The organism is Nitrospira sp., from assembly GCA_029194665.1.
GTDB lineage: Bacteria > Nitrospirota > Nitrospiria > Nitrospirales > Nitrospiraceae > Nitrospira_D.
In genome coordinates this window covers 240,925-260,272 of sequence record JARFXO010000007.1, presented here as the reverse complement: position 1 = coordinate 260,272, position 19,348 = coordinate 240,925, and the positions used below count along the sequence as shown (strand labels likewise).

18 protein-coding genes and 1 riboswitch are annotated in these 19,348 nt (G+C 56.7%); of the genes, 6 read left to right on the top strand and 12 right to left on the bottom strand.

The annotated features are described in order from the left end of the window. Position 1 precedes the first annotated feature (1 nt). The 8 genes from P0119_20980 to P0119_20945 all read right to left on the bottom strand — a co-directional run bounded on the left by P0119_20980 (position 2) and on the right by P0119_20945 (position 7,897). Positions 2-1,300 carry a bifunctional folylpolyglutamate synthase/dihydrofolate synthase gene (locus P0119_20980; protein ID MDF0668531.1) on the bottom strand — a complete coding sequence of 433 codons (1,299 nt, stop codon included), beginning with the start codon at positions 1,298-1,300 and terminating at the stop codon, positions 2-4. A gap of 25 nt (positions 1,301-1,325) precedes the next feature. Beyond that, positions 1,326-2,162, bottom strand: coding sequence for an acetyl-CoA carboxylase, carboxyltransferase subunit beta (gene accD, locus P0119_20975; GenBank protein ID MDF0668530.1), 837 nt, complete (start codon positions 2,160-2,162; stop codon positions 1,326-1,328). Positions 2,163-2,248: 86 nt separating this feature from the next. Continuing rightward, entirely contained in the window at positions 2,249-2,959 is a 711-nt protein-coding gene (locus P0119_20970) for a hypothetical protein (GenBank protein MDF0668529.1), read from the bottom strand. A 103-nt stretch (positions 2,960-3,062) separates the two neighbouring features. After that, positions 3,063-4,130: a GTP 3',8-cyclase MoaA gene (moaA, locus tag P0119_20965; GenBank protein MDF0668528.1), complete on the bottom strand. Its 1,068-nt coding sequence runs from the start codon at positions 4,128-4,130 to the stop codon at positions 3,063-3,065. A 178-nt stretch (positions 4,131-4,308) separates the two neighbouring features. Further along, positions 4,309-5,004: a molybdenum cofactor biosynthesis protein MoaE gene (locus tag P0119_20960; protein MDF0668527.1), complete on the bottom strand. Its 696-nt coding sequence runs from the start codon at positions 5,002-5,004 to the stop codon at positions 4,309-4,311. A 24-nt stretch (positions 5,005-5,028) separates the two neighbouring features. Further along, complete coding sequence (gene moaC, locus P0119_20955; protein MDF0668526.1) at positions 5,029-5,523, bottom strand: cyclic pyranopterin monophosphate synthase MoaC; 495 nt, start codon at positions 5,521-5,523, stop codon at positions 5,029-5,031. 181 nt (positions 5,524-5,704) lie between these two features. Beyond that, on the bottom strand, positions 5,705-7,234 hold the full coding sequence (locus P0119_20950; GenBank protein ID MDF0668525.1) for a hypothetical protein: 1,530 nt from the start codon (positions 7,232-7,234) through the stop codon (positions 5,705-5,707). A gap of 261 nt (positions 7,235-7,495) precedes the next feature. Then, entirely contained in the window at positions 7,496-7,897 is a 402-nt protein-coding gene (locus tag P0119_20945) for a hypothetical protein (protein ID MDF0668524.1), read from the bottom strand. A 204-nt stretch (positions 7,898-8,101) separates the two neighbouring features. Further along, a riboswitch (Fluoride riboswitch) is annotated at positions 8,102-8,172 on the bottom strand. A gap of 678 nt (positions 8,173-8,850) precedes the next feature. On the opposite strand from P0119_20945, the gene P0119_20940 reads away from it, so the two are divergent. The 3 genes from P0119_20940 to P0119_20930 all read left to right on the top strand — a co-directional run bounded on the left by P0119_20940 (position 8,851) and on the right by P0119_20930 (position 10,323). Next, positions 8,851-9,027: a hypothetical protein gene (locus tag P0119_20940; protein ID MDF0668523.1), complete on the top strand. Its 177-nt coding sequence runs from the start codon at positions 8,851-8,853 to the stop codon at positions 9,025-9,027. A gap of 280 nt (positions 9,028-9,307) precedes the next feature. Continuing rightward, entirely contained in the window at positions 9,308-9,691 is a 384-nt protein-coding gene (locus P0119_20935) for a hypothetical protein (protein ID MDF0668522.1), read from the top strand. 83 nt (positions 9,692-9,774) lie between these two features. Next, positions 9,775-10,323 carry an OmpH family outer membrane protein gene (locus P0119_20930; protein MDF0668521.1) on the top strand — a complete coding sequence of 183 codons (549 nt, stop codon included), beginning with the start codon at positions 9,775-9,777 and terminating at the stop codon, positions 10,321-10,323. Positions 10,324-10,341: 18 nt separating this feature from the next. On the opposite strand, the gene P0119_20925 is transcribed toward P0119_20930, so the two are convergent. Both P0119_20925 and P0119_20920 read right to left on the bottom strand, forming a co-directional pair. After that, complete coding sequence (locus P0119_20925; protein MDF0668520.1) at positions 10,342-10,707, bottom strand: rhodanese-like domain-containing protein; 366 nt, start codon at positions 10,705-10,707, stop codon at positions 10,342-10,344. 16 nt (positions 10,708-10,723) lie between these two features. Further along, positions 10,724-11,737 (bottom strand): PA0069 family radical SAM protein, encoded by a 1,014-nt coding sequence (locus tag P0119_20920; protein ID MDF0668519.1) that lies wholly within the window; start codon positions 11,735-11,737, stop codon positions 10,724-10,726. A 118-nt stretch (positions 11,738-11,855) separates the two neighbouring features. On the opposite strand from P0119_20920, the gene P0119_20915 reads away from it, so the two are divergent. After that, a complete protein-coding gene (locus P0119_20915; GenBank protein MDF0668518.1) occupies positions 11,856-12,911 on the top strand; it encodes an NAD(P)/FAD-dependent oxidoreductase in 1,056 nt (351 codons plus the stop codon). Here the strand turns inward: P0119_20915 and P0119_20910 are convergent. Beyond that, positions 12,905-14,329: a patatin-like phospholipase family protein gene (locus P0119_20910; protein MDF0668517.1), complete on the bottom strand. Its 1,425-nt coding sequence runs from the start codon at positions 14,327-14,329 to the stop codon at positions 12,905-12,907. The genes P0119_20915 and P0119_20910 overlap by 7 nt on opposite strands. Positions 14,330-14,753: 424 nt before the next feature. On the opposite strand from P0119_20910, the gene P0119_20905 reads away from it, so the two are divergent. Together P0119_20905 and P0119_20900 are read left to right on the top strand one after the other, a co-directional pair. Next, positions 14,754-15,668, top strand: a complete 915-nt coding sequence (locus P0119_20905) for a serine protease (GenBank protein MDF0668516.1) — start codon at positions 14,754-14,756, stop codon at positions 15,666-15,668. Positions 15,669-15,671: 3 nt separating this feature from the next. Beyond that, complete coding sequence (locus tag P0119_20900; GenBank protein MDF0668515.1) at positions 15,672-16,220, top strand: META domain-containing protein; 549 nt, start codon at positions 15,672-15,674, stop codon at positions 16,218-16,220. A gap of 8 nt (positions 16,221-16,228) precedes the next feature. On the opposite strand, the gene P0119_20895 is transcribed toward P0119_20900, so the two are convergent. Further along, a complete protein-coding gene (locus tag P0119_20895) occupies positions 16,229-19,348 on the bottom strand; it encodes an alpha/beta fold hydrolase (protein ID MDF0668514.1) in 3,120 nt (1,039 codons plus the stop codon).

The following is a 19,348-nucleotide window of genomic DNA, read 5'->3' as shown; positions in this document are numbered from 1 at the left end:
GCTAGCCACGAATCGGTGACAGCCCACAGCCACGCACTGCCGCTTTGATATCCCCTAAGAGCATCAACGATCCGGCAATACAGATGAGATCGTGAGGCATGGCTCGGCTTCTGGCGGCTGTCATCGCGTCCATGGGAAGAACAGCCTCGAGCACCGGCCCCTGCCATTCGTGCAGCGTTGCACGGAGCTCTCGGACCGTAGCAGAGCGCGCGAGAGTCGCCTGCGTCAGCACGATTTCCGACACAAAGGGTAACAGTGGAGCAATAAATCCATGTCGATCTTTATCCCGCATCATGCCCCATACGAGAATGATCCGAGAGGTGGGGTGACTGATGGAAAAGTCCCTGAGATACTCCGCGAGCGCATGCGCGGCGGCAGGATTGTGGGCGCCGTCGAGCAGGACCTTTGGATACTCGTCGATCAGCTCCAAACGACCTTCCCAGGAGACCGTACGCAAACCAGCACGCACAGCCATGTCATCCGAGTCGATGCCTGCTCGGCCCGCCGCTTCAAGGAGTGCTAACGCACAAGCGGCATTATCCCGCTGGTGGCGCCCTTCCAGACCGCAGATCAGATCCTCACAGACGCGCGTCACTCCCCGATAGGTGAATCGATCGGGACGATGTCCGTCAACAGCAAAGTCCCGGCCAAGCTGCCACAGAGGGGCCGATCGATCCCGCGCAATCCGGCGTAGGACCTGTTCAGCTTCCTGCCCCATCCGTCCGATCACCACCGGTACAAATGGCTTGATGATTCCCCCCTTTTCAAACGCGATCGCCTCCTCCGTTTGCCCCAGATACTCCTGATGGTCCAAGCCGATCGTCGTGATCGCAGTGGCCAGCGGTTGCTCCACGACGTTGGTTGCATCGAACCGTCCACCCAACCCGACTTCCAATACGGCGACGTCGACCGCTGAATCTGCGAAATAGAGGAACGCCAACGCCGTCGTCATCTCAAAAAAGGTTGGTTCCAGATCATCTTTCAGAGCGACTCGTAAACGCGCGATCACCTCTTCGACTTGATTCTCCGTGATCATGCACCCGTTGATACGAATCCGCTCCCGGAATTCGACGAAGTGGGGAGACGTGTAGAGCCCCACGCGCCGGCCTGACTGCTGAAGCACCGACGCAACCATCGCCGCCGTGGAACCCTTGCCGTTGGTTCCTCCGATATGAAGCGTGCGAAGCGAGCGATGGGGATTGCCGAGCCTGTCTAACAGAATCCGCATCGGCTCCAGCCCCAGCTTGATACCGTGCTTCTGAAGCGCGTAGAGATACTCGATGACGGAGGAGTAGCTCATCAACAAGCCGGGAGGACGCAGAAAGCTAAAAATGATTCACGAGGGTGCCGATCGTCTCCTTGAGACGCTTACGCTCGACGATCATATCGATCATGCCGTGTTCGAGAAGAAATTCGGCCCGTTGGAACTGATCCGGCAGCTGTTGCTTGATGGTTTGTTCGATGACGCGAGGTCCGGCAAACCCGATCAGCGCTTTCGGCTCGGCAATGATGACATCCCCCAACATTGCCACGCTGGCGGTGACGCCGCCGAACGTGGGATCGGAGAGGATCGAGATGAACGGCAGTTTGGCCTCGCCTAACTTCGCGATCGCAGTCGATGTCTTGGCCATTTGCATCAACGAAAGAATACCTTCCTGCATCCGGGCGCCCCCGGAAGCGGTGACCAGGATGACCGGCAGCTTCAGTTCCAAGGCACGATCAATCGCTCGACAGAGCTTTTCGCCGACCACGGATCCCATACTTCCGCCCATAAAGCTGAAATCGAAGACACAGAGCACCACACGGCGCCCATTGACCAGGCCTTCGCCGATCACGAGGGCATCTTTCCGGCCCGTCTTTTCTTGATGAGCCTTCACACGATCTCGATAGGCCTTGGTGTCTTGGAAGGTCAATGGATCTTGGGGTTCGAGTTCAGCATCCCATTCTTTGAAGGTCCCGAGGTCGATCAGTAACCCGATTCGCTCTGTGACCGAGATTGGAAAGTGATACTCGCACTTCGGGCATACTTTGCTGTTCCGATCGACTTCCTTCCGATAGACGATCTCCCGGCAATGGTTGCACTTGAGCCACATCCCCTCGCTGCCTTTCGATCGTGGCGGCGGGCTAGATTCTGCGGGCTTCTCTTTCTTGAACCAGGCCATTGCGCTCTCCTATCGGATCTTGCACTCCATTCTTATAAGCAGTGCCGAGCTTCAAGCATGCATGCGATATCCACAGAGAGATGGCTTCATTCCCCCGCAGCCGACAGCGCCAACTTGAGCAACATCCACATGCCTATCGAGACACTGGCAACACTTGCCATACCCTGTACCGCCATAAAAAGGCGCCGACTCATCGAACGTGAACAAATGACCGGCACACTGATCGTCAGCCCAATCACCATCATGCCGATAATCGAGCCGACTCCGAAGACGAGAATGGACAGAAGTCCGGCTCCCATCTCCTTCGTGGTGGCAAGAATCGTCAGCATCAACGCCGCCGATCCAGCCAGTCCATGAGCCATCCCGATGCAGAGAGGGCGGATTGACTGAACCATCCAATGCCGATGCCGGTGATCCTCCTGCCACTGGTGGCTGTGCAGGTGGGAATGTCGTTCACCGTCGTGGTGATGGCTGTGCACATGCCATCGTGCTCGGTAGAGTTTCAGCGCCAGGGAAGCGCCGAGGGCGATCAGTAGAATCGCCACACCTGATTCAGCCAAGAATTCGAATTCCTGGGGAATACGAATCCTCCACGCAAGCACAACCGATCCCACCAGCAATAGAGTGAGAGTGTGCCCAATGCCCCAACAGAGTCCCACTGCCCCAGATGCCAGAAGTGACGGCCGCTCCGCAAGCACCGTCGAGACAGCGGCCAGATGATCGCTGTCCAAAGCATGCTGCAGCCCCAGCAGGAACCCGACGCCTAGCAACGACACAAATTGTGGATCAGGCAGCATGTTCTAGGAAATCAAACCCATGGACGACCTTCTTTTGAATAGTCGGCTGAAACAGAACTTTTGAAGGCGGGCACCTATTGTAGCAGATCCGTCTAAGAGAATCTCATCCTCCGCGGGCATGCATCTCTAAGTGTGGATCTTCACGGAGGCGATCAATCTCGATCAACCCTCCGTCCCGAAGCCCCACTCGCTCCAACGCCTTACGCTCCTCCGCTCCGCGATCGCGGCGAGCGGCCCATCCCGATCGAATGATTTCCCGCATGTGGTCTGGGTGCTCGTTCAGGCGAAGCGGCTTACGGAGGTCGACTCCCGATCCCGCGTACAAGCACAGATACCACAAGCCGTCGGCCGTGAGACGACTGCGATCACAATGCGAACAAAACGGCGCCGTCGTCGAAGGAATAATCCCAAAGATCGCGCCATCCGGCAAGCGAAATCGCTGTGCTGGGGCGGCTCCTCGTCCCGGAAGCGGCGTGATCCGACCATACCGTCGGCTTAACACATCCAGGATCATGCCTTGCGACAGAACCTTATCCAGGCTCCACTCGTTCGCCCCCCCGACATCCATATATTCGATGAAGCGCACCTCGGCCTGCCAGTGTTTAGCAAATTCGATTAACGCACCCAGTTCATCTTCATTGAACCCACGAATGGCGACCGTATCAAGTTTGAAGTTGGTAAAGCCCGTTTTCCCGACCGACTCGATACCTTCCAGAACTCGTGAAAATTCATCCCGCCCGGTCAGTTGCCGGAACCGCTCCGGTCGGAGCGTATCGAGACTGACCGTCACCCGATCAAGCCCCGCCTCGTAGAGTGCTTGTGCACAGTCGGTAAAGAGTATGCCGTTCGTAGTCAAGGCCACTTCAGTAATCCGCCGATCCTGTCGGAGTAACCGCACCAGCCGTGCAAGATCCCGCCGCAGCAAAGGCTCGCCCCCGGTCAATCTGATCTTGTCCACTCCCAGATCAGCGAAGTATCCCGCGAGCGTCGCCATTTCCTCGAGGCTGAGGATATCCTCACGCGGCAGCCAGACATACTCAGGCTCCGGCATGCAATACCGGCAGCGAAGATTGCAGCGATCCGTGACAGACAGTCGCAGACTGCCAAGTGGTCGACCAAACGTATCGGTTACGCCTTCCACAAGATCACTATGAGAAGAATCTTCTTTCATCTGTCTCTCATGAGGATGGTCAAAATGGTCGTCGTTCTCACCCGCCCACCCCAGCGCGCCAAGACGCGCCCTTCACCGGGCAAGGCCGCAGCGAGTAAAGAGGCGAGTCGTACATTGTTTGGTACGTCGAGCCTCTGAGCGATGCGAGAACGAAGCTGGGCGCCATTTTCACCATCCTCTAGGGATGTTCCTCCACCCAGACCTCCCCTTCCGGCGTATGTTCCAGCTTCCAGATCGGCGTGATTTGCTTCAACTCGTCGATCGCCCACTTGCAGGCCCGGAACGCGTCTGCACGATGCTCGGCCCCGGCGATGATCAGGACGATATTTTCACCGATCGCAATTTCTCCGTATCGATGGATGATGAGCAACTCGAGGATATCGAACTCTTTCAGCGCTCGTTCCCGAATTTCACCCAGCTTCTTCTGCGCCATTCCTTCGTAATGTTCGAACGTAATGCCATCGACAGCCCGCCCGCGGGACCGATCACGGGCAATGCCCAAAAACGTCGCAATTCCGCCGATTCGCTTCGATCGGCTGCGCACCCGATCAAGTTCCCGATCGATGGAAAAATTCTCCCGCTGCACCCGGACGAATTGACCATCGTGAACCTGTTCCAGACCTGTGCCTCCGGCAAACGGAGGGAGCAACGCAACCTCATCGTTGTCCCCAATGATCGTCTCTTCATGCGCGATTTCTTGGTTCACCGACACAAGCACCTTCTTCTTCTGAATCAGTTCGCCGATCGCGGGGTAGCGAGTTAGGATGAGTTCCACCAGCTCTTTAACCGGTCGACCGTTGTCCACACTCAGCGACAGAGAACTCTGATTCCCTGCCAGCAGTTTCGTCATACCAAACAACCGAACCGTGATCATCGTCCCTCAGCCTTAACCAAAGTCTTAATCATTCCTCGAATATGTCCCTGATTTTCCACCTGATTTGGACATCAAACAGACATCACTGAAACTCATGCCGCGATCCACCGCCTTACACATATCGTAAATAGTCAGCGCCGCAACCGAAACGGCCGTCATCGCCTCCATTTCGACTCCCGTCGGCCCTGTCGTCTTGGCGGTTGCCGTAATAGTAATGGAACAGCGCCCCCCTCTGTCTGGCTGCGGCTCCTCTTTGAAGGAGATATCGACCGCGGTGAGCAGAATCGGATGGCACATGGGAATCAGGTCCGGCGTTTTCTTCGCACCCATCACCCCGGCAACCTGCGCAACCGCCAAGACATCGCCCTTGGCAATCTTGCCTCGTTGAATCTTTTCAAGAGTTTCGGGGAGCAGGAAGACCTTGGCTTGAGCAGTGGCAAGCCGTTCGGTTGAATCCTTGGTAGTGATATCGACCATCCGCGCCCGTCCCGATTCATTGAAATGGGTAAATTCTGCCATTTTTGCCTGTTGAATCAGTATGTTGCAATCAATACGTAGCGGGACTCGAGGGGATTATAGGTGCCGCTGGAGAGGAAGGTCAAGAAAGGGAGATTTTCCTCGGCGCTTTCTGCCATGTTGCCGCTCGCCGGAACAGAGCCCGTGTTTGCACGATGATCACCGTCGTGTTACAGAGCACGTTTCACGGGAGATAATAGCGAATCGTTGTCATGATCGTATGTTGTTCCCCCCAGGGTTGTATCCCATCTAACCCCGACCACACAGTGCGATGCGTGTACTGATAGGAGAGTCCGAGCGCGACGATCCCAAGCTCTGAGTTGATCATCCGATACCAAACCCCAGGTTGAACCTGGGTGACGGTCTGATTGCCGGCGTGGCAAGGCTGAGTTCCCGGATCTTCGACCCCACAACCACTGAGGTCAGCCAAGGGAGAACCGTATCCGATCGATGTGCCGGCATAGGCTGTCCTCGCATAATGCTCTAACCCGTAGTACGCATAGACATCCCAATCATCTCCTGGATGCCATTCGAGTCCTGCCATAAAATGGACCGCTGGAATCGGCACAACCCTCCCCGAGGGGCTGGCGACGACATCGGCCCCAATCGTGGAGGCATAGCGGCCGATTCCTTGTCCTACCAGGCCCTCAGCAATCAGAGTGAACGTTCGTGTCACGGGAAGCACGGCAGCTAGTCCTAGCCCGCCACCGACAGCGACATGGTTCTCACCGCCTAATCGGTCTCGAAAAAATCTGACAAGACCTTTCATTTCCCAATGCCCATATCTTGGCTCCCATACCAGCTTCCCTATAATGTCCGGTGCAAGATCCGTCGAAATACCATTGGCTCCCGGCGTGGCACTGGTGGTGAAAAAATTAGAGGGATTTTGAGCATTGGGGGAGGTATTGAAACCCTGTACACCGGTCGGCTGGACGACTCCGTTCACATTGGTTTCTGGATTTTCGATCGAAACAGCCATGAGAAAATTGGGACCGAAGGCTTTGGTGACACGCAATCCCCATTGCCGCGCCCAATTGTTCCCCACCACTGTTTGGAGGTCGGTGTTAAGAGGAATGAACTCGTGCCTCGGTTTGATTCTGTCGCGATAGGTGGTGAGAAGAGACCAGCTTTGGCCGAACAACAGAGAGAGGCCATTTGGAAGATCGACATTACCCCACACTTGCCGCAGCCTCGGACCCCAGCTATTCGTCTCCAACTCGTTCGAGTAGGTCGCGCCGCCGAGAAAGTCGAATTCGACATAGCCGGCAATCGCAGCTTTCCGATATTCCCCTTCGACTAAGAGGTTCAAACGGGAGCCACGGGCCGTTCCTCGAAATTCCGAAAGCTGGCTGTTTGCCGACCCTTGGAGCGCGATGTTTCCATACGTACTTTGAACGTCTGCATTTTCATTGGTAGAACGGAAAATAGCGGTGCCGTCGAAAAAACCACCGGGCGAAATGACGATGCCTTTGTACCGAAACAGTTGGTATCCTCGTCCAGCAATCCGCCCCGCAGTGGATGACCCTCGGCTCGTAGATGGCTGCCCTGCCTCCTCTGTAGCATCCGTCTCCGAGCCTTCCGGGCTACTAGCCGGTTGAGGCTCACTCGCCGTATCAGCAGCTGCATTCGTGCTCGAATACCCCTGCATGAACAACAGGGCCAGGAGCGCTAGGCTGACGAAGCAAAAGCGATCACGCCTCACACCCGATACCATCGCACTGCTCCGGACTTATTTTGAGTGGCTTCGCACCTCGGCACTGACCGGCTCTCCTCTTCCATGCTCCGCATGGTCAAACGCAGTTCCGTTGTCGCATCGACTATGGTTTTAGCCTGCCATGTCGCCACCATCTCTGGTCGCGCCCATGCCGCCACAGCGGCACACAGGCAGGCTCCTCGACGCTTCATCTTACCGGCGAAAATCTGACGTCCCCTGCGCCAACACTCAGGGCCTACAGGACTCGTGGCAGCGAGGCCGCTACTCTAGTTTGGATGAGACCATAGTTCCCTCCGGCCTGCTCCCTCTTCGTCCTTCAGGTAGAACAGACGCCTGTTGGTGTTTGACATGATCGTAGGGGCGCCCGGCCTGTCCGCCGATTCGTGCCCCGGCCTGTCCCTCTACTCCTTCTTCAGCTTGGACCTGTGCTTGTTCAGGATGATCGTAGGGTTGTCCAGCTTGCCCTCCAATCCGTTCTTCAGCTTGGACAGGCGCGAACTCCTGTTTGACGTGATCGTACGGCAGCCCGGCCTGTCCGCCGATTCGTTGAGCAGAACGGGAGACGTTTGTTTCGTCTCCAGCCCACGTGGTCTGATCTGACAGGCCAACAGTCAACACAAAGCCGCACGCGACGGTACAAACCATTTTGGCTACAGCTTTCATGAGAACCTCCTTCTTTGGAAAGAAACTTGGAATGACCTACAGGGGAAAACGACATCGATTGCATTGGTGCAGACAGAAATGGCGTGATGACGTGAGACTGCAGAACGGAGCTGCGTCTCTCTGGAGAATGTACGAATGAAAGGGGAAAGGAAAAAGCGGAAAGGGCTCGACCGAGGGTGCCCATAAAAAACTCCTACCAGATGATGTCAGGTAGGAGTCATCGTTCCCCTCGGTGGAGAGGACGGTTCTTGGTGAACTCCATCACCGCTTAAATTTACTCAGTAAACATTGCAAACCTCGCACCAAACAAAAGCCTGACGAAACGGCTCGGTTCTACAGGCTCCTGCACAACAAAAAGCATATCCGCACAGTGGACCATGTGCAGCATCTCACACATTTAGTCATCGGTTTTATTGATCCCCCCACTCCGTTGGAATTCATGCTTACAACGCCTACGAACTGTGACTGGCAGAGCTGCACTTGGTTGACGCGGGCAGGCGAGAGTGTAATCCCACGGTGATAATGTCCGCTTCTGCCACCATAGAAATGTTCTCGGTGGACTGTCAGCTCCAGCAAGGAAAGCTGGATGGTTGGAGAGGATAGAGTCACGATGAGTGGAAACCCTAGTTCCAAGCCTCGGTAGAAATCATTGATGCCATCGAAGCGGAGCTCCGCGACGAACAGATCGTTCCAAAACCCAGGAAACCCTTACCCATTCCCATTCGTGATCCTGATGACCAGTTAGAATCTCTTTTGATACAGGGCCCAAATCGTTTCAGATACAGTTCTCTTACTCGATCTCGTGCCCCAAGCCTTCCGCCTTTGTATGTTTATGAAAAATCAGCACTGACCTTTCCTGTGGTCTTTGGTACAAACCTTGCGGGTGTTCTCACCAAAGATTCCCGTTCCCTTTCATTGTTTCGGCCGCTTTAATCTGCTGAGGAGGGAGCTCCGTGAAAGTGATCAACTATTACTACTTGGAGGATGAGCAGCAGTGGTTAGGCTACCTGCAAGACCAACCCGATTACTGGGAAGAGGCAGAGTCGTTCGAAAGCCTGCACTCCAACCTTTCTCACCTGAACTCTGACCTCACCCTAGTGAGAGCCCTAAAGGGTAGTAAGGCAGCCTGACCTCTAGCAGATCCAGCTCCCCTCTCCATCGTAAGCTCACGCGGCTGCTGGGATCGCCTCCGCGGATTGCGTACGTGAACACCCGAAAACAATTCGGTATCAGCGATAGAAGCTGCTGCAAGGCTCACCATCCCCCTCTTCTTGCAGTCTGGAAAATCGCCGCCCGTTTCAGTACACTCGCTGAATCCTAGCCGCTTCGTCGGACGGACAAGCCGCCCTATCACAGCTTCACGATCTTGCAGCGAGGATTCCGATGGGATTTCTAAGCAGGCTTCTGGACATGCCGTCGTTCAATGGCGCCACCAACGCGCTCTTGGTAGAACTGGCTCTTCCAGAACTCACGGACCTTCAACGCTCCCAATTGAAAGGCCGGGTGATTGAATTGTTCCAAACGCATCGCGCTTCAGATGGTTCGGGGGAAGTCGTATTGGTAGAACTGAATCAAACGCCACGCGTTTTTCAGCTGAACATCTTGGCGCTCGCCATGAAGGACCTTGGGTATCCCCTTCCGTTCAAAAAGGAAAAGATACAGAAAATCCAGAATCCCTTCGATCCAAAGCACGCGGATGAGCACGCCATGAGAGCAGTCGCGCGACGCCTGAAATGGCAGTATGGCGTCGAGGTCTGGATCGCAGAAGAGTCGATCACCTTTGATACATGGTAGTCATCTGATCGCTTGACAGACCCACTAGGCGCGGTTATTCTGCCGCGGTTCCCTCATTCAGGTCAGGAGGCCCAAGAGACGATATGCGTATTCCTGCTTTGCAAACCCTGTTGCCGACGGTGCTGCTCGCTCTCCTTGTTCCGCTCTCAGCGACATCCATCCAAGCCGCGGAATTTAAGATGGGGGTGGTGGACCCCCAGTCCGTCTTAGAAAAATCCAAGGCAGGGAAGCGAGCGCTAGACGGACTGAAAGAATATGTCTCGACCAGGCAGAAGCTTCTGGCGAAGGATGAGGACGACCTCCGCAATTACGAAAAGCAACTGAAGGAACAAGCTCCCAAGTGGAGTGACGCCGAAAAGAAAGAGAAGGAAGGCCAGTTCCGAACGAAGGTCCAGGATTTTCAGAAGCGTGCGCAGGAATTCAACATGGAGCTCCAGAAGAAACAGAAGGAGCTGGTGGACGAGTACATGAAGAAAATCTCCGTTGCGACACAAACGGTCGCTGAAAAAGGAGGAGTCGCGCTCGTGGTGGATAAAGGCAGCGAGCAGACCGTCAAGATCGTGATCTACAGTAAGGACACAATCGATCTGACCGAGCAGGTGATAAAGGAGTTCGATCGAGTGAACAAGTAACCTGGGACGGCACTCAAGCTATTCCAACGGGTACCCTGCCTCCCGCCATGCGCTGATCCCTCCATCCATAGAGAGCACATTCTCATACCCCATCTGCTGCAACGCATCAGCTGCCAGCGCCGACCGATAGCCGCCGCCACAATAGAGCACGACTGAGTCCTGCTTATCAGGAACCACCGACTCGATATCCCGCTCAATAATCCCCTTCCCAAGATGTCGAGCGCCTCGAGCATGGTCCTTGGCGAATTCGTGATCCTCCCGAACATCGATGAAATGGAACCGCTCGCCCCGGTCGAGACGAGCCTTCACCTCGGCCACGCCACACTCCTTGACGCGTCGTTTCGCCTGTTCGACAAGTTGTAAGAACCCCGGATTATGTTTCATGTCTCCTCTGCTTTCTTCAAAACAGCGACATCTGTTGAGCGCCTGGACGTCGAAACGTTTGAGGGATGATGGTCATGTCATCTTCAGGAAATCCCACCCTCCGTTTCGCAAGAGCGAATAACTGCTCGATCAGCTCCCAATAGGGTCCCTGTCCGGCCTGCCGCTTGAAAAATCGGCTCTCGGACAACGTCCCGCCCCTGACCTCACGGAGCCGATGGGTGATCTTTCCGATCCGTTCGGGAAAGGCCTCCTGCATCCGTTCCAAGAACACCGGCTCCAGGCTGCCGGATAATCTCACCAAGTTATATGTAGCAGTACGGGATCCGGCACAATAGGCGCGATCCAGCAAGGAGGGAATATCATCATCATTAAGACCGGGAATGACAGGGGCAATGGAAATTCCTGTCGGAATGCCGGCGTCGGCAACTGCCTTCATGGCCGAGAACCGCTTCGTGATCGAGGGCGCATGCGGTTCCACCTTGCGAGCCGTATCGTCCGAGGCGAAGGGAATACTGAAATACACCAGTACCGAAGCTTCCCGGCGCAACCGAAGCAACAGGTCCAGATCACGAAGAATCAATGCGCCTTTTGTGATGATACCGACAGGGTTCCGATAATCCGCGCAGACCTCCAAACAGGCACGGGTCAATCCGTACTCTGCCTCAAGCGGTTGGTAACAGTCCGTGTTACCAGAAAACACAATCAGTTCTCCATGCCAGGACGGCTTGTCAAAGGCACGCCGCAGCAGCTGCGGTGCATCCTCCTTCACCACGATCTTGCTCTCGAAATCGGTTCCGGCGCCGAATCCCCAATACTCATGCGAAGGACGCGCGTAACAATAGGCACAGGCATGGAAGCAGCCTCGATAGGGATTCACGCTCCATCGAAAAGGTAAATCCGGGCTCTCGTTACGGCTTAAAATCTCCCGACTGTCGTCCGCATAGACTGTCAGCTTGGCTGGGCCGGCCGGTTCAAGCAGGTCCCGATGGTGCGACTCAAATGGGTTTGGAGGATTGGCAATTTGGCGCATAAGTCCATCCTGGCGCTTGCACGGATCGAAGTCAATTCTCCATCGAACTTTCCTTGGATTTTCATCTGCTCTCACATTTCGTTTACGTCAGGCCCAGGGCTGCCTATAATCCTCCGCCATGCAGCAGTCTCAGCCCATCTCTATCGCAGGAGCCGGTCCCGCCGGCTTAACCGCTGCGATCACCTTGGCCCGTGCAGGGCAGCAGGTCGTCGTGCACGAGCGCCGGCCGGACGTGGGCATGCGGTTCTGCGAAGATTATCAGGCGTTGGAGAACTGGACCTCGGAAGAAGATACCCTGGACACGATTCGCCGACTCGGAATCCAGCCTGACTTTTACTGCCGACCGATCACCCGCTTATCGTCGTACGGCCCGCGCAGCGCCGCGCACGTGACGTTTGCAGAACCCCATGCCTACCTGATTCGACGAGGCGCGAAGCCCGGTTCTCTGGACAGCGCGCTGAAGCGGCAGGCGCTCGATCTCGGAGTGGATATACGCTTTGAGAGTGTTGCGACGGAAACAGAAACAGACATTGTCGCGATGGGACCCCGCCAGGCTTGCGCGATCGCCGTCGGCTGTGTCTTCGACACCGACATGCATGAGCAGGCGGCCGTGCTGCTGGATAACCGGCTCGCCCCCAAGGGCTATGCCTACCTGCTGGTCGCGGAGGGACGAGGCACGTTGGCCACGGTGCTCTACGATCAGTTTTCAGCGGGCAAGGCCTGTCTGGAGCGAACCATAACCCGTGTTCAGGATCTCGTGGGCCTCACGATGCGCAACGTGCAACACTTTGGCGGCTACGGCACGTTTGACCTGACCAGGCCGTTGGTCAGTGGCCGGCGACGCTACGTCGGCGAGGCGGCGGGATTACAGGATTATCTGTTCGGCTTCGGCATCAGACAGGCGATGGTCTCCGGCCACCTCGCCGCTCGCAGTATCATTGAAGGTTCGCAGTACGATCGATTGTGCCGAACTTCATTAGGCAGTCAGCTGCGGACCTCGCTGATCAATCGCTACTGGTACGAATTCATGGGGCAACCAGGGTATGACCTCCTCGTGCGCCTCAGCAGCCGCGCACGGAATCAGCGAGCCTTTTGGTCGAAGATCTACACCAAGCCGGTGCTCCGGCTGCTGCTCTATCCCCTGGCCCGCCGGGCCGTGCGACGGCCTCAATGAGTGGTCCGCCGACTGATCAATGGAGTTTTTGCAGCTTCCGTCTCCAGGTCCCGTAGGAGGCGTTGAAATTCTTTGTCGGTCCTGACGAGTTTGGAAGCGGCCAGCAGCAGGTCGTCCACTTGAGCACCGGTCAGTGCCAGATTCGTGGGAATGCTCATAAGGCGCGATAGTTCTTCCGGGTCTTCCAACTCCGACAAACTCGCGTCGATCAAGTAGATATCCGCATCGGGTGCGAAGACGCTCTTCTCGGTCCTGGCACGCTGGCGAAGTTGTACCTGCCACTGCGTGACGGCCTGGTGCATCATCTCCAAGGTGTCGTCGGAATACCGGTTGATCGGGATGTCGACCAACGCATTCAACACCCGTGTGAGGCTGGGCAGTTCATCCAGGTGGTAATGACTCAGATTCGGATCGGTCTCCGCGCTCACCATCAGAAACACGAGTTTTCGGACCTTCTTCACCCCGAGGATCTGGAACGTAGAGTCGAGATCTTCCACAAGGGCTGAGAGTTCCAACATATTGCGCATGCCGAGGTTATCAGCCAGTCCACCGTCCAACAGATGGATGTACGGGCGCTTCTCGGAATCAAAATATGACCGTAGCTCGGCGGCGCGCCTTCGACCCCAGGAGGTACGCTTGGTCTCGGTCAGGTATGCCGGCGGGTCAAGTCCGCACTGTCCGGCGTAGTTCTTCAACGAAATGGGGCTGAGAACCAAAGGGAGGGCGCTCGATGCGGCGGTCGCCACCGCCAGCGGGAACTTGCTGAGATCGGAGCAGATCAGGTCGAACTGTCGCTGGTTGAATTCGAACCGCGAGACGGTGGCCATGTCGGAGGCGTGAATGAAGACGATCGGCCGCTGAGTGCTTGAGACGAGATCATTGAACGTCGCCCCATCGAACAGTTCTTTGTCCAGGAGTTCGGCAAAGATGTGCGCCCGCCCGAAATAGGGAGACAGGAGCCGCAACCAATTGCCGGGAGAATGTAAGATCCGCGTGCGCAGTTCATCTTCCCAATCCTTTCGCAGAAAGCGAGATTCAAAGTCCCGAAAAATCCGATCGTGATAGAGGGCATAATAGGCCGCAGTGAAGCTGCCCCCTGAGAGCGCGTTGATGATACTGAGTTCGTCGGCGAGAGTTTTCCGATAGCCTTCCCAGACGATCGGCGTCCGGGCCAACTCCGGCAGCACGCCGTAGGAGAGGGCGGCCGCGCGCGCGCCGCCTCCGGAGAAGGAGGCCACGAGAAAGAGACTGTCCGTGCTGCCCTCCAACGAGGGCGGAAGATTGGCGAAGCGATATCCGTACTCAGGATTCCACTTGGGAAGCGGCTCGTTCATGGTGGGGCGCACATACTCGCCGCCGAACATCACGCTCACAAGAGCGATCAGCACGATCAGTGTACAGAGAGCGGCCCACTTCATGGGATGAGGAAGGTACAGACCGGGTGAATGGCTGTCAAGCCGGCAGCGTCGGGACGACGCCTACTTCCTCTTTTCCGTGTTTTTCAGACAAAGCAGCCTGAGTTGTCTGCTTTTCCCGTTTTTCTCTGCCACTTTGTTTCACTCCTCTTTTCGCTGCTGCGTACTTTTAGCAGGTTGCGGAAAAACCCTCCGTTCATCCTTCGAGAGCCTCAGGACGAACGGAGCGGCCATTGAATTTACTGAGTTTTTCCGTTCGCACTGAGCCCGTCGAAGTGCAGTAATCGAGTTTTTCCGCAGCCTGCTTAGAATAGCTGCGGTTGACTTCATAGGAGGAATCACCTATAGAGGTGACCTCTACCCAGGTACTGTATCGTCACAGGCACCAAGTGGCGTGCGGGACCAATCTCAGAAAAGGAGGCGCACGATGTCGATCCTGATGCTCATCGTCACATTGTTGATCGGCGTTCCGGCCATCGCGGGGGTGCCGGTCAAGGAAGAATCATACAACAAGGCCGTGAATGAACTGGAAGAGAAGGGGTCTGTACCGCTGATCGACGCCGTGAGCCGGTCGGAGGGCAAGGGACACTTGGAAGGAATCCGGTTTCGCCCGCGGATCGTCGGCGGCGAGGACGCGGAGATCAAGGACAGCCCCTGGCAGGTGTCGATCGTCGCGGCGGAATCCACCTCAAACCTGACCGGACACTTCTGCGGCGGATCTCTGATCAAACCCAACTGGGTCCTAACGGCGGCGCATTGCGTCAGTCGAGGCACCATGCCGGATCAAATCGACATCATCTCAGGGACCGATGATCTCAGGTCGGGCGGGAAACGAAGCTCGGTCAAACAAATCATCATTCACGGTAAATACAACGCCAATACCAATGACAACGACGTGGCCTTGCTGAAGCTCTCCAGACGCGTGAAAGCCTCGAGCCTGCGTGCGCCCATACGCCTGATCACCGCGCAGGAAGAAAAGTCGAAGGTGAAAGCCGGTGAACCGGTCCTCATCACCGGATGGGGATACACGAAAGAGAACGGTGAGGTCTCGCCGAAGCTCCAGCGCGCGACCGTGCCTGTTGTGGACAGGAAGACATGCAACGCTGAAGGTTCCTATGACGGCGCCATCACCGACAATATGCTGTGTGCGGGCCATCAGGAAGGTGGGATGGATTCGTGCCAAGGGGACAGCGGAGGCCCATTGGCGGTAAAGATGGACAACGACCTGTATGCGCTGGCCGGTGTGGTGAGCTGGGGAGAAGGTTGCGCAAGAGAAGATAAGCCGGGCGTCTATGCCCGTGTGTCGAAATACGTGAAGTGGATCAATGACCATGCCAAGTGAGCCATGACGCCTGTGTTCATCAGCCTTGTCATTTTCGGTATGGCCCTCATGGGCATCGAGGTCAGTCGGTCAGCAGCGATGAATAATCTCGTCGGCGCGAGCGGCCTGCTGATATGGCCGCTCGGAGAACCACTCTCAGTGCCTCCTCGTGAGGGAACATCGCACGGTGGAACGGCCACCAGAATCGGGAATGGAACGGTGCAACAGGCAGACCTCCTGGACCGCGAGTGGGCGCTCATCCAAATTGGTGATCGATCAGTCCAGGCAGGTTCAGGACCCAGGGCCTATTTCCGCCTCGTTTCAGGTAGCCGAAAGGTAGAGGGCTTTACGGGTTGCAATGGCTTACAGGGGCACTTCGAATCAGCGGACCGGAACGTGAGATTTGTCGGCTTGGCCACCACGCGAAAGTTTTGCCCAGGGCTCATGGAACAGGAGCGGGCATTCTTGACCGGTCTCGAAAGGACGAGACTCTGGAATGCCGAAGACGGACAACTCGTCTTGATGAACGAAGACCACGAAGCGGTCCTGATGTTCAAAGCACATCCCCAGTGACGTGCGTCTTACGTCTGTTTCAGCGCGAAATCGTAGCTGCCGTAATGAATGTAGTCGGCCCAGTCGATCGATTTGAGCTCGGTGCGGACCCTTTCTCTGCCGGCCAGGAGGGCCGCGCCGATCGTCTTCTGCCGTAACAGTTCCATGTAGAAGGTTTGCGCAAAGGCTTCAGCTGCCTGGTCTCCGACCGGCCAGTACGTTCCCACGTAATTTGCCACGCCTCCGCGCAAGAACGCCTCCGCCAATCCCACCGCCCGCTCGATGCGCTGATCCATATCGAGGTCTCGCCGCTTCCTTTCCGGCGGCTTCCTGATACGGCCCGCTTCACAGGCATTGAAGAAGACCAGGCTCGGAAGATTGCCGATAGCCGCCAAATCCGCGCCATTTAGTATTTCTTTCCCGTGGCACAGAATGCCGCTGCGAGCCGGCATGCGAGGGTCAAAGAACGCATGTCCGGCATAGTGGACGACATCGTAGGCACCGGATTGGAACTTCGTCAGCAACGCGGCCTTCGTGGCTTGTGGGCCATGGATTTTTTCAACAACGACCCCCGGTTGAGCGCTGAAGAGACTCTCAACCCGCTCCCCTTCCCTCTCGGCTCCCGGCAAATCTTGAGTGGGGTTCACGACGAGGAGGAGTTTGAGCTTATCGGTACGCTGCCGCTGTTCCAACCACTTCGCCACCGACAAGTTACCGGCAAGATAGCGCCGGCTCAAACCCTGACTGATCGCCGGTGCCCATCCGTCGATCTGGATCGTCTCCCAAGGGATACGTGAGGATGGGGCATCATGCACCACGACCAGATGTTGCTGTTTCATTTGTGGCAGTACCGCGAGGATTCGCTGCGGAAGCACGAGCTGCGCCAACTCATCGCCGAATCGAGTCAGCATGTCAAGATTGAAGGACGACGACTCCACCTTTTTAAAGTGCCGATCCAGGTCCTCGCTCGTAAGCTGTTGCGTATCCGTGATGACGCTGGCCTTGGATCCCGGCGTCAGGATGGATGACGTCAAGCTGAGCATGCCCTTGTCCTGATCGGGCGTCTCCTGCCGGACCAGCAAGTAGGCCGGCTCGGGACCTTTCGGAGCACGAAGCCCGCTGGGTACCAACGGAGGCTTGAGCCGCACCTCATCGAACGTGACTTCAATGTCATCGAAGAGCGGAGTGGTCGCAAGCCGCAAGAGTGCCGAGCGAATGTCTTGATAGCGCTGCTGGTTCATCTCACACACCGTAATTCGTCTGAACCAATGGTCCCCGTCCGTATCTTTCAGCGCACGGAAAAAGCCAGTCAGCAAATCCTGCAAGGCCCTGTCGATGTCTTGGCCGCTCCGCCCTCCCAGCAAAACCGTGCCGAATTCTTCGACGCTCGTTCGGATACAGGTGCGAACGATATTCTCTGCGCTTACCTGCAAGACGGTATCGCTGAACTGATCGAAGTCGCCGAGCCCGGCGAAGATGATGAAGTCCGCTTGGAGCGGGTGGCGGCCGGTCGGCATCACGAACACCTCGCCCACATTGCCGGCGAACATCCGCCTCGCCGTAAAATCTCTAATGGCCCCACCCATCCGTTCATCGAGCGCATCCGCCGGGCCGCTGGGAGCGACATTGCGGTAGATGCCCAACACGTAGGCGCGACTGTCCAACTCCGTGATGCTGCCCAGCGCCAGTCGGATGTCGAGGCGATGCTGCCTTCGACGGCCGACGATCACCTGATTCAACGGCTGCTCAAGCAGAGTTGGTTGCGCTGCTGCCGCGGCGGCTGGGGCGCCAGCCACAACCGGTTGTTCCCGACTGTCAGGAGCGACAAAGCCGTCCAGAGCGTGCCGAATGTCCTGCTCGGTCAACTCCTTCCCTTTACGACCCCCATAGGCCGGGATGCGGAGCTCCTGCTCCGGCAGGGCGCGGGCCGTGCTGCGCTGGCTCGGTGCCCATTGCTGAGGCAACAGCGAGGTATCGCCCTGCTGCAGGATGTCAATGGTCGCTTGAGCGACGGTGCGATTGTTGGGCAGACTGCCGTGTGATTCTTCTATATAATAGGTCTTCGTTCCCTCCAGTTCAGCAAACGCTTTCGGCACCGTTCCATCACCCTCGTTGGACTGCTCATACACGAATTCATTGTCACGCAGCTCCACATCGACGACCGTTTCCTGGTTCACGCCGGCGATGAGGAAGAATCGATCATCAGCCGGCGCGAGCGACTGCTGAACCGGCGGCACCTGTGTCAGGAGGGACTGCTGCGGCTTGGGACCTTCGGTCGGCCAGGAATCGACATCGAACAGATCGATGTCGTCGAACACCTCCTTGGTCGGGAGCAGTTGGTACAGACCAGGGAACGTCGTGAACACCAGCGACGACAGCTCCTCCGCATCGTGCACCAGATCGATGGCGGCGACTTGCTTGACCACTGGGTAGACGGCCCGAATCGCTTGCACCGGCGCGAACGATCCATGGTTCGGGGTTCCAATCATCACCAGACGACTGATCTTCCTTGTCACGGACGAGTCTCGTGCCACAGCCGCTCGCACGACCAACCCTCCCATACTGTGTGCCACAAGCGCTACCTGTGCTGCTGGTTCTTGTTGCAGCTGAGCCACCAATTCCTTCCCCAGGACATCCAAGCCCTTTCGCCAGTCGTAATAGTGAAAATCCGCATCGAAGCCCGCCGACTTCAATCGCAAACTCAACCCTGTATAGGCTAGTGGAATGGCCCCCAATGCCGTGAAATTGTTGGTCGACCCATCGAGGGCGAGCTGAGTCAGCCTCCCCCGCGCAATATCGACCGGATCAAACCACAACACATCGTCACGAATCGAACGACCTTTTCCGATCGTCGACCCCATGATGCCGGGCAAAATCAGCACCCGCTGGCCACCTCGGACTGTCCTACGTTGAGCCTCTGTCGCCAGCCCTCGCAGCTCTTGATACTGGGTCTCGCCAAAATAGGACTTCAGTAGGTCGGAGTCCTTGCCCGTCGCCAGGGCGTCCTCGATCTGGTCTTCGCGGTAGGAATAGGCGACAAACTCTTTTCGACCTTGCACGTCCTTTGCGTCTCGGCGGCTCGGCCGCTGTCGTTTAGATGGGGGGGATGAGAGGGACCGTCCTCGCTGCTTCGCCTTTGGCTTTGCCAT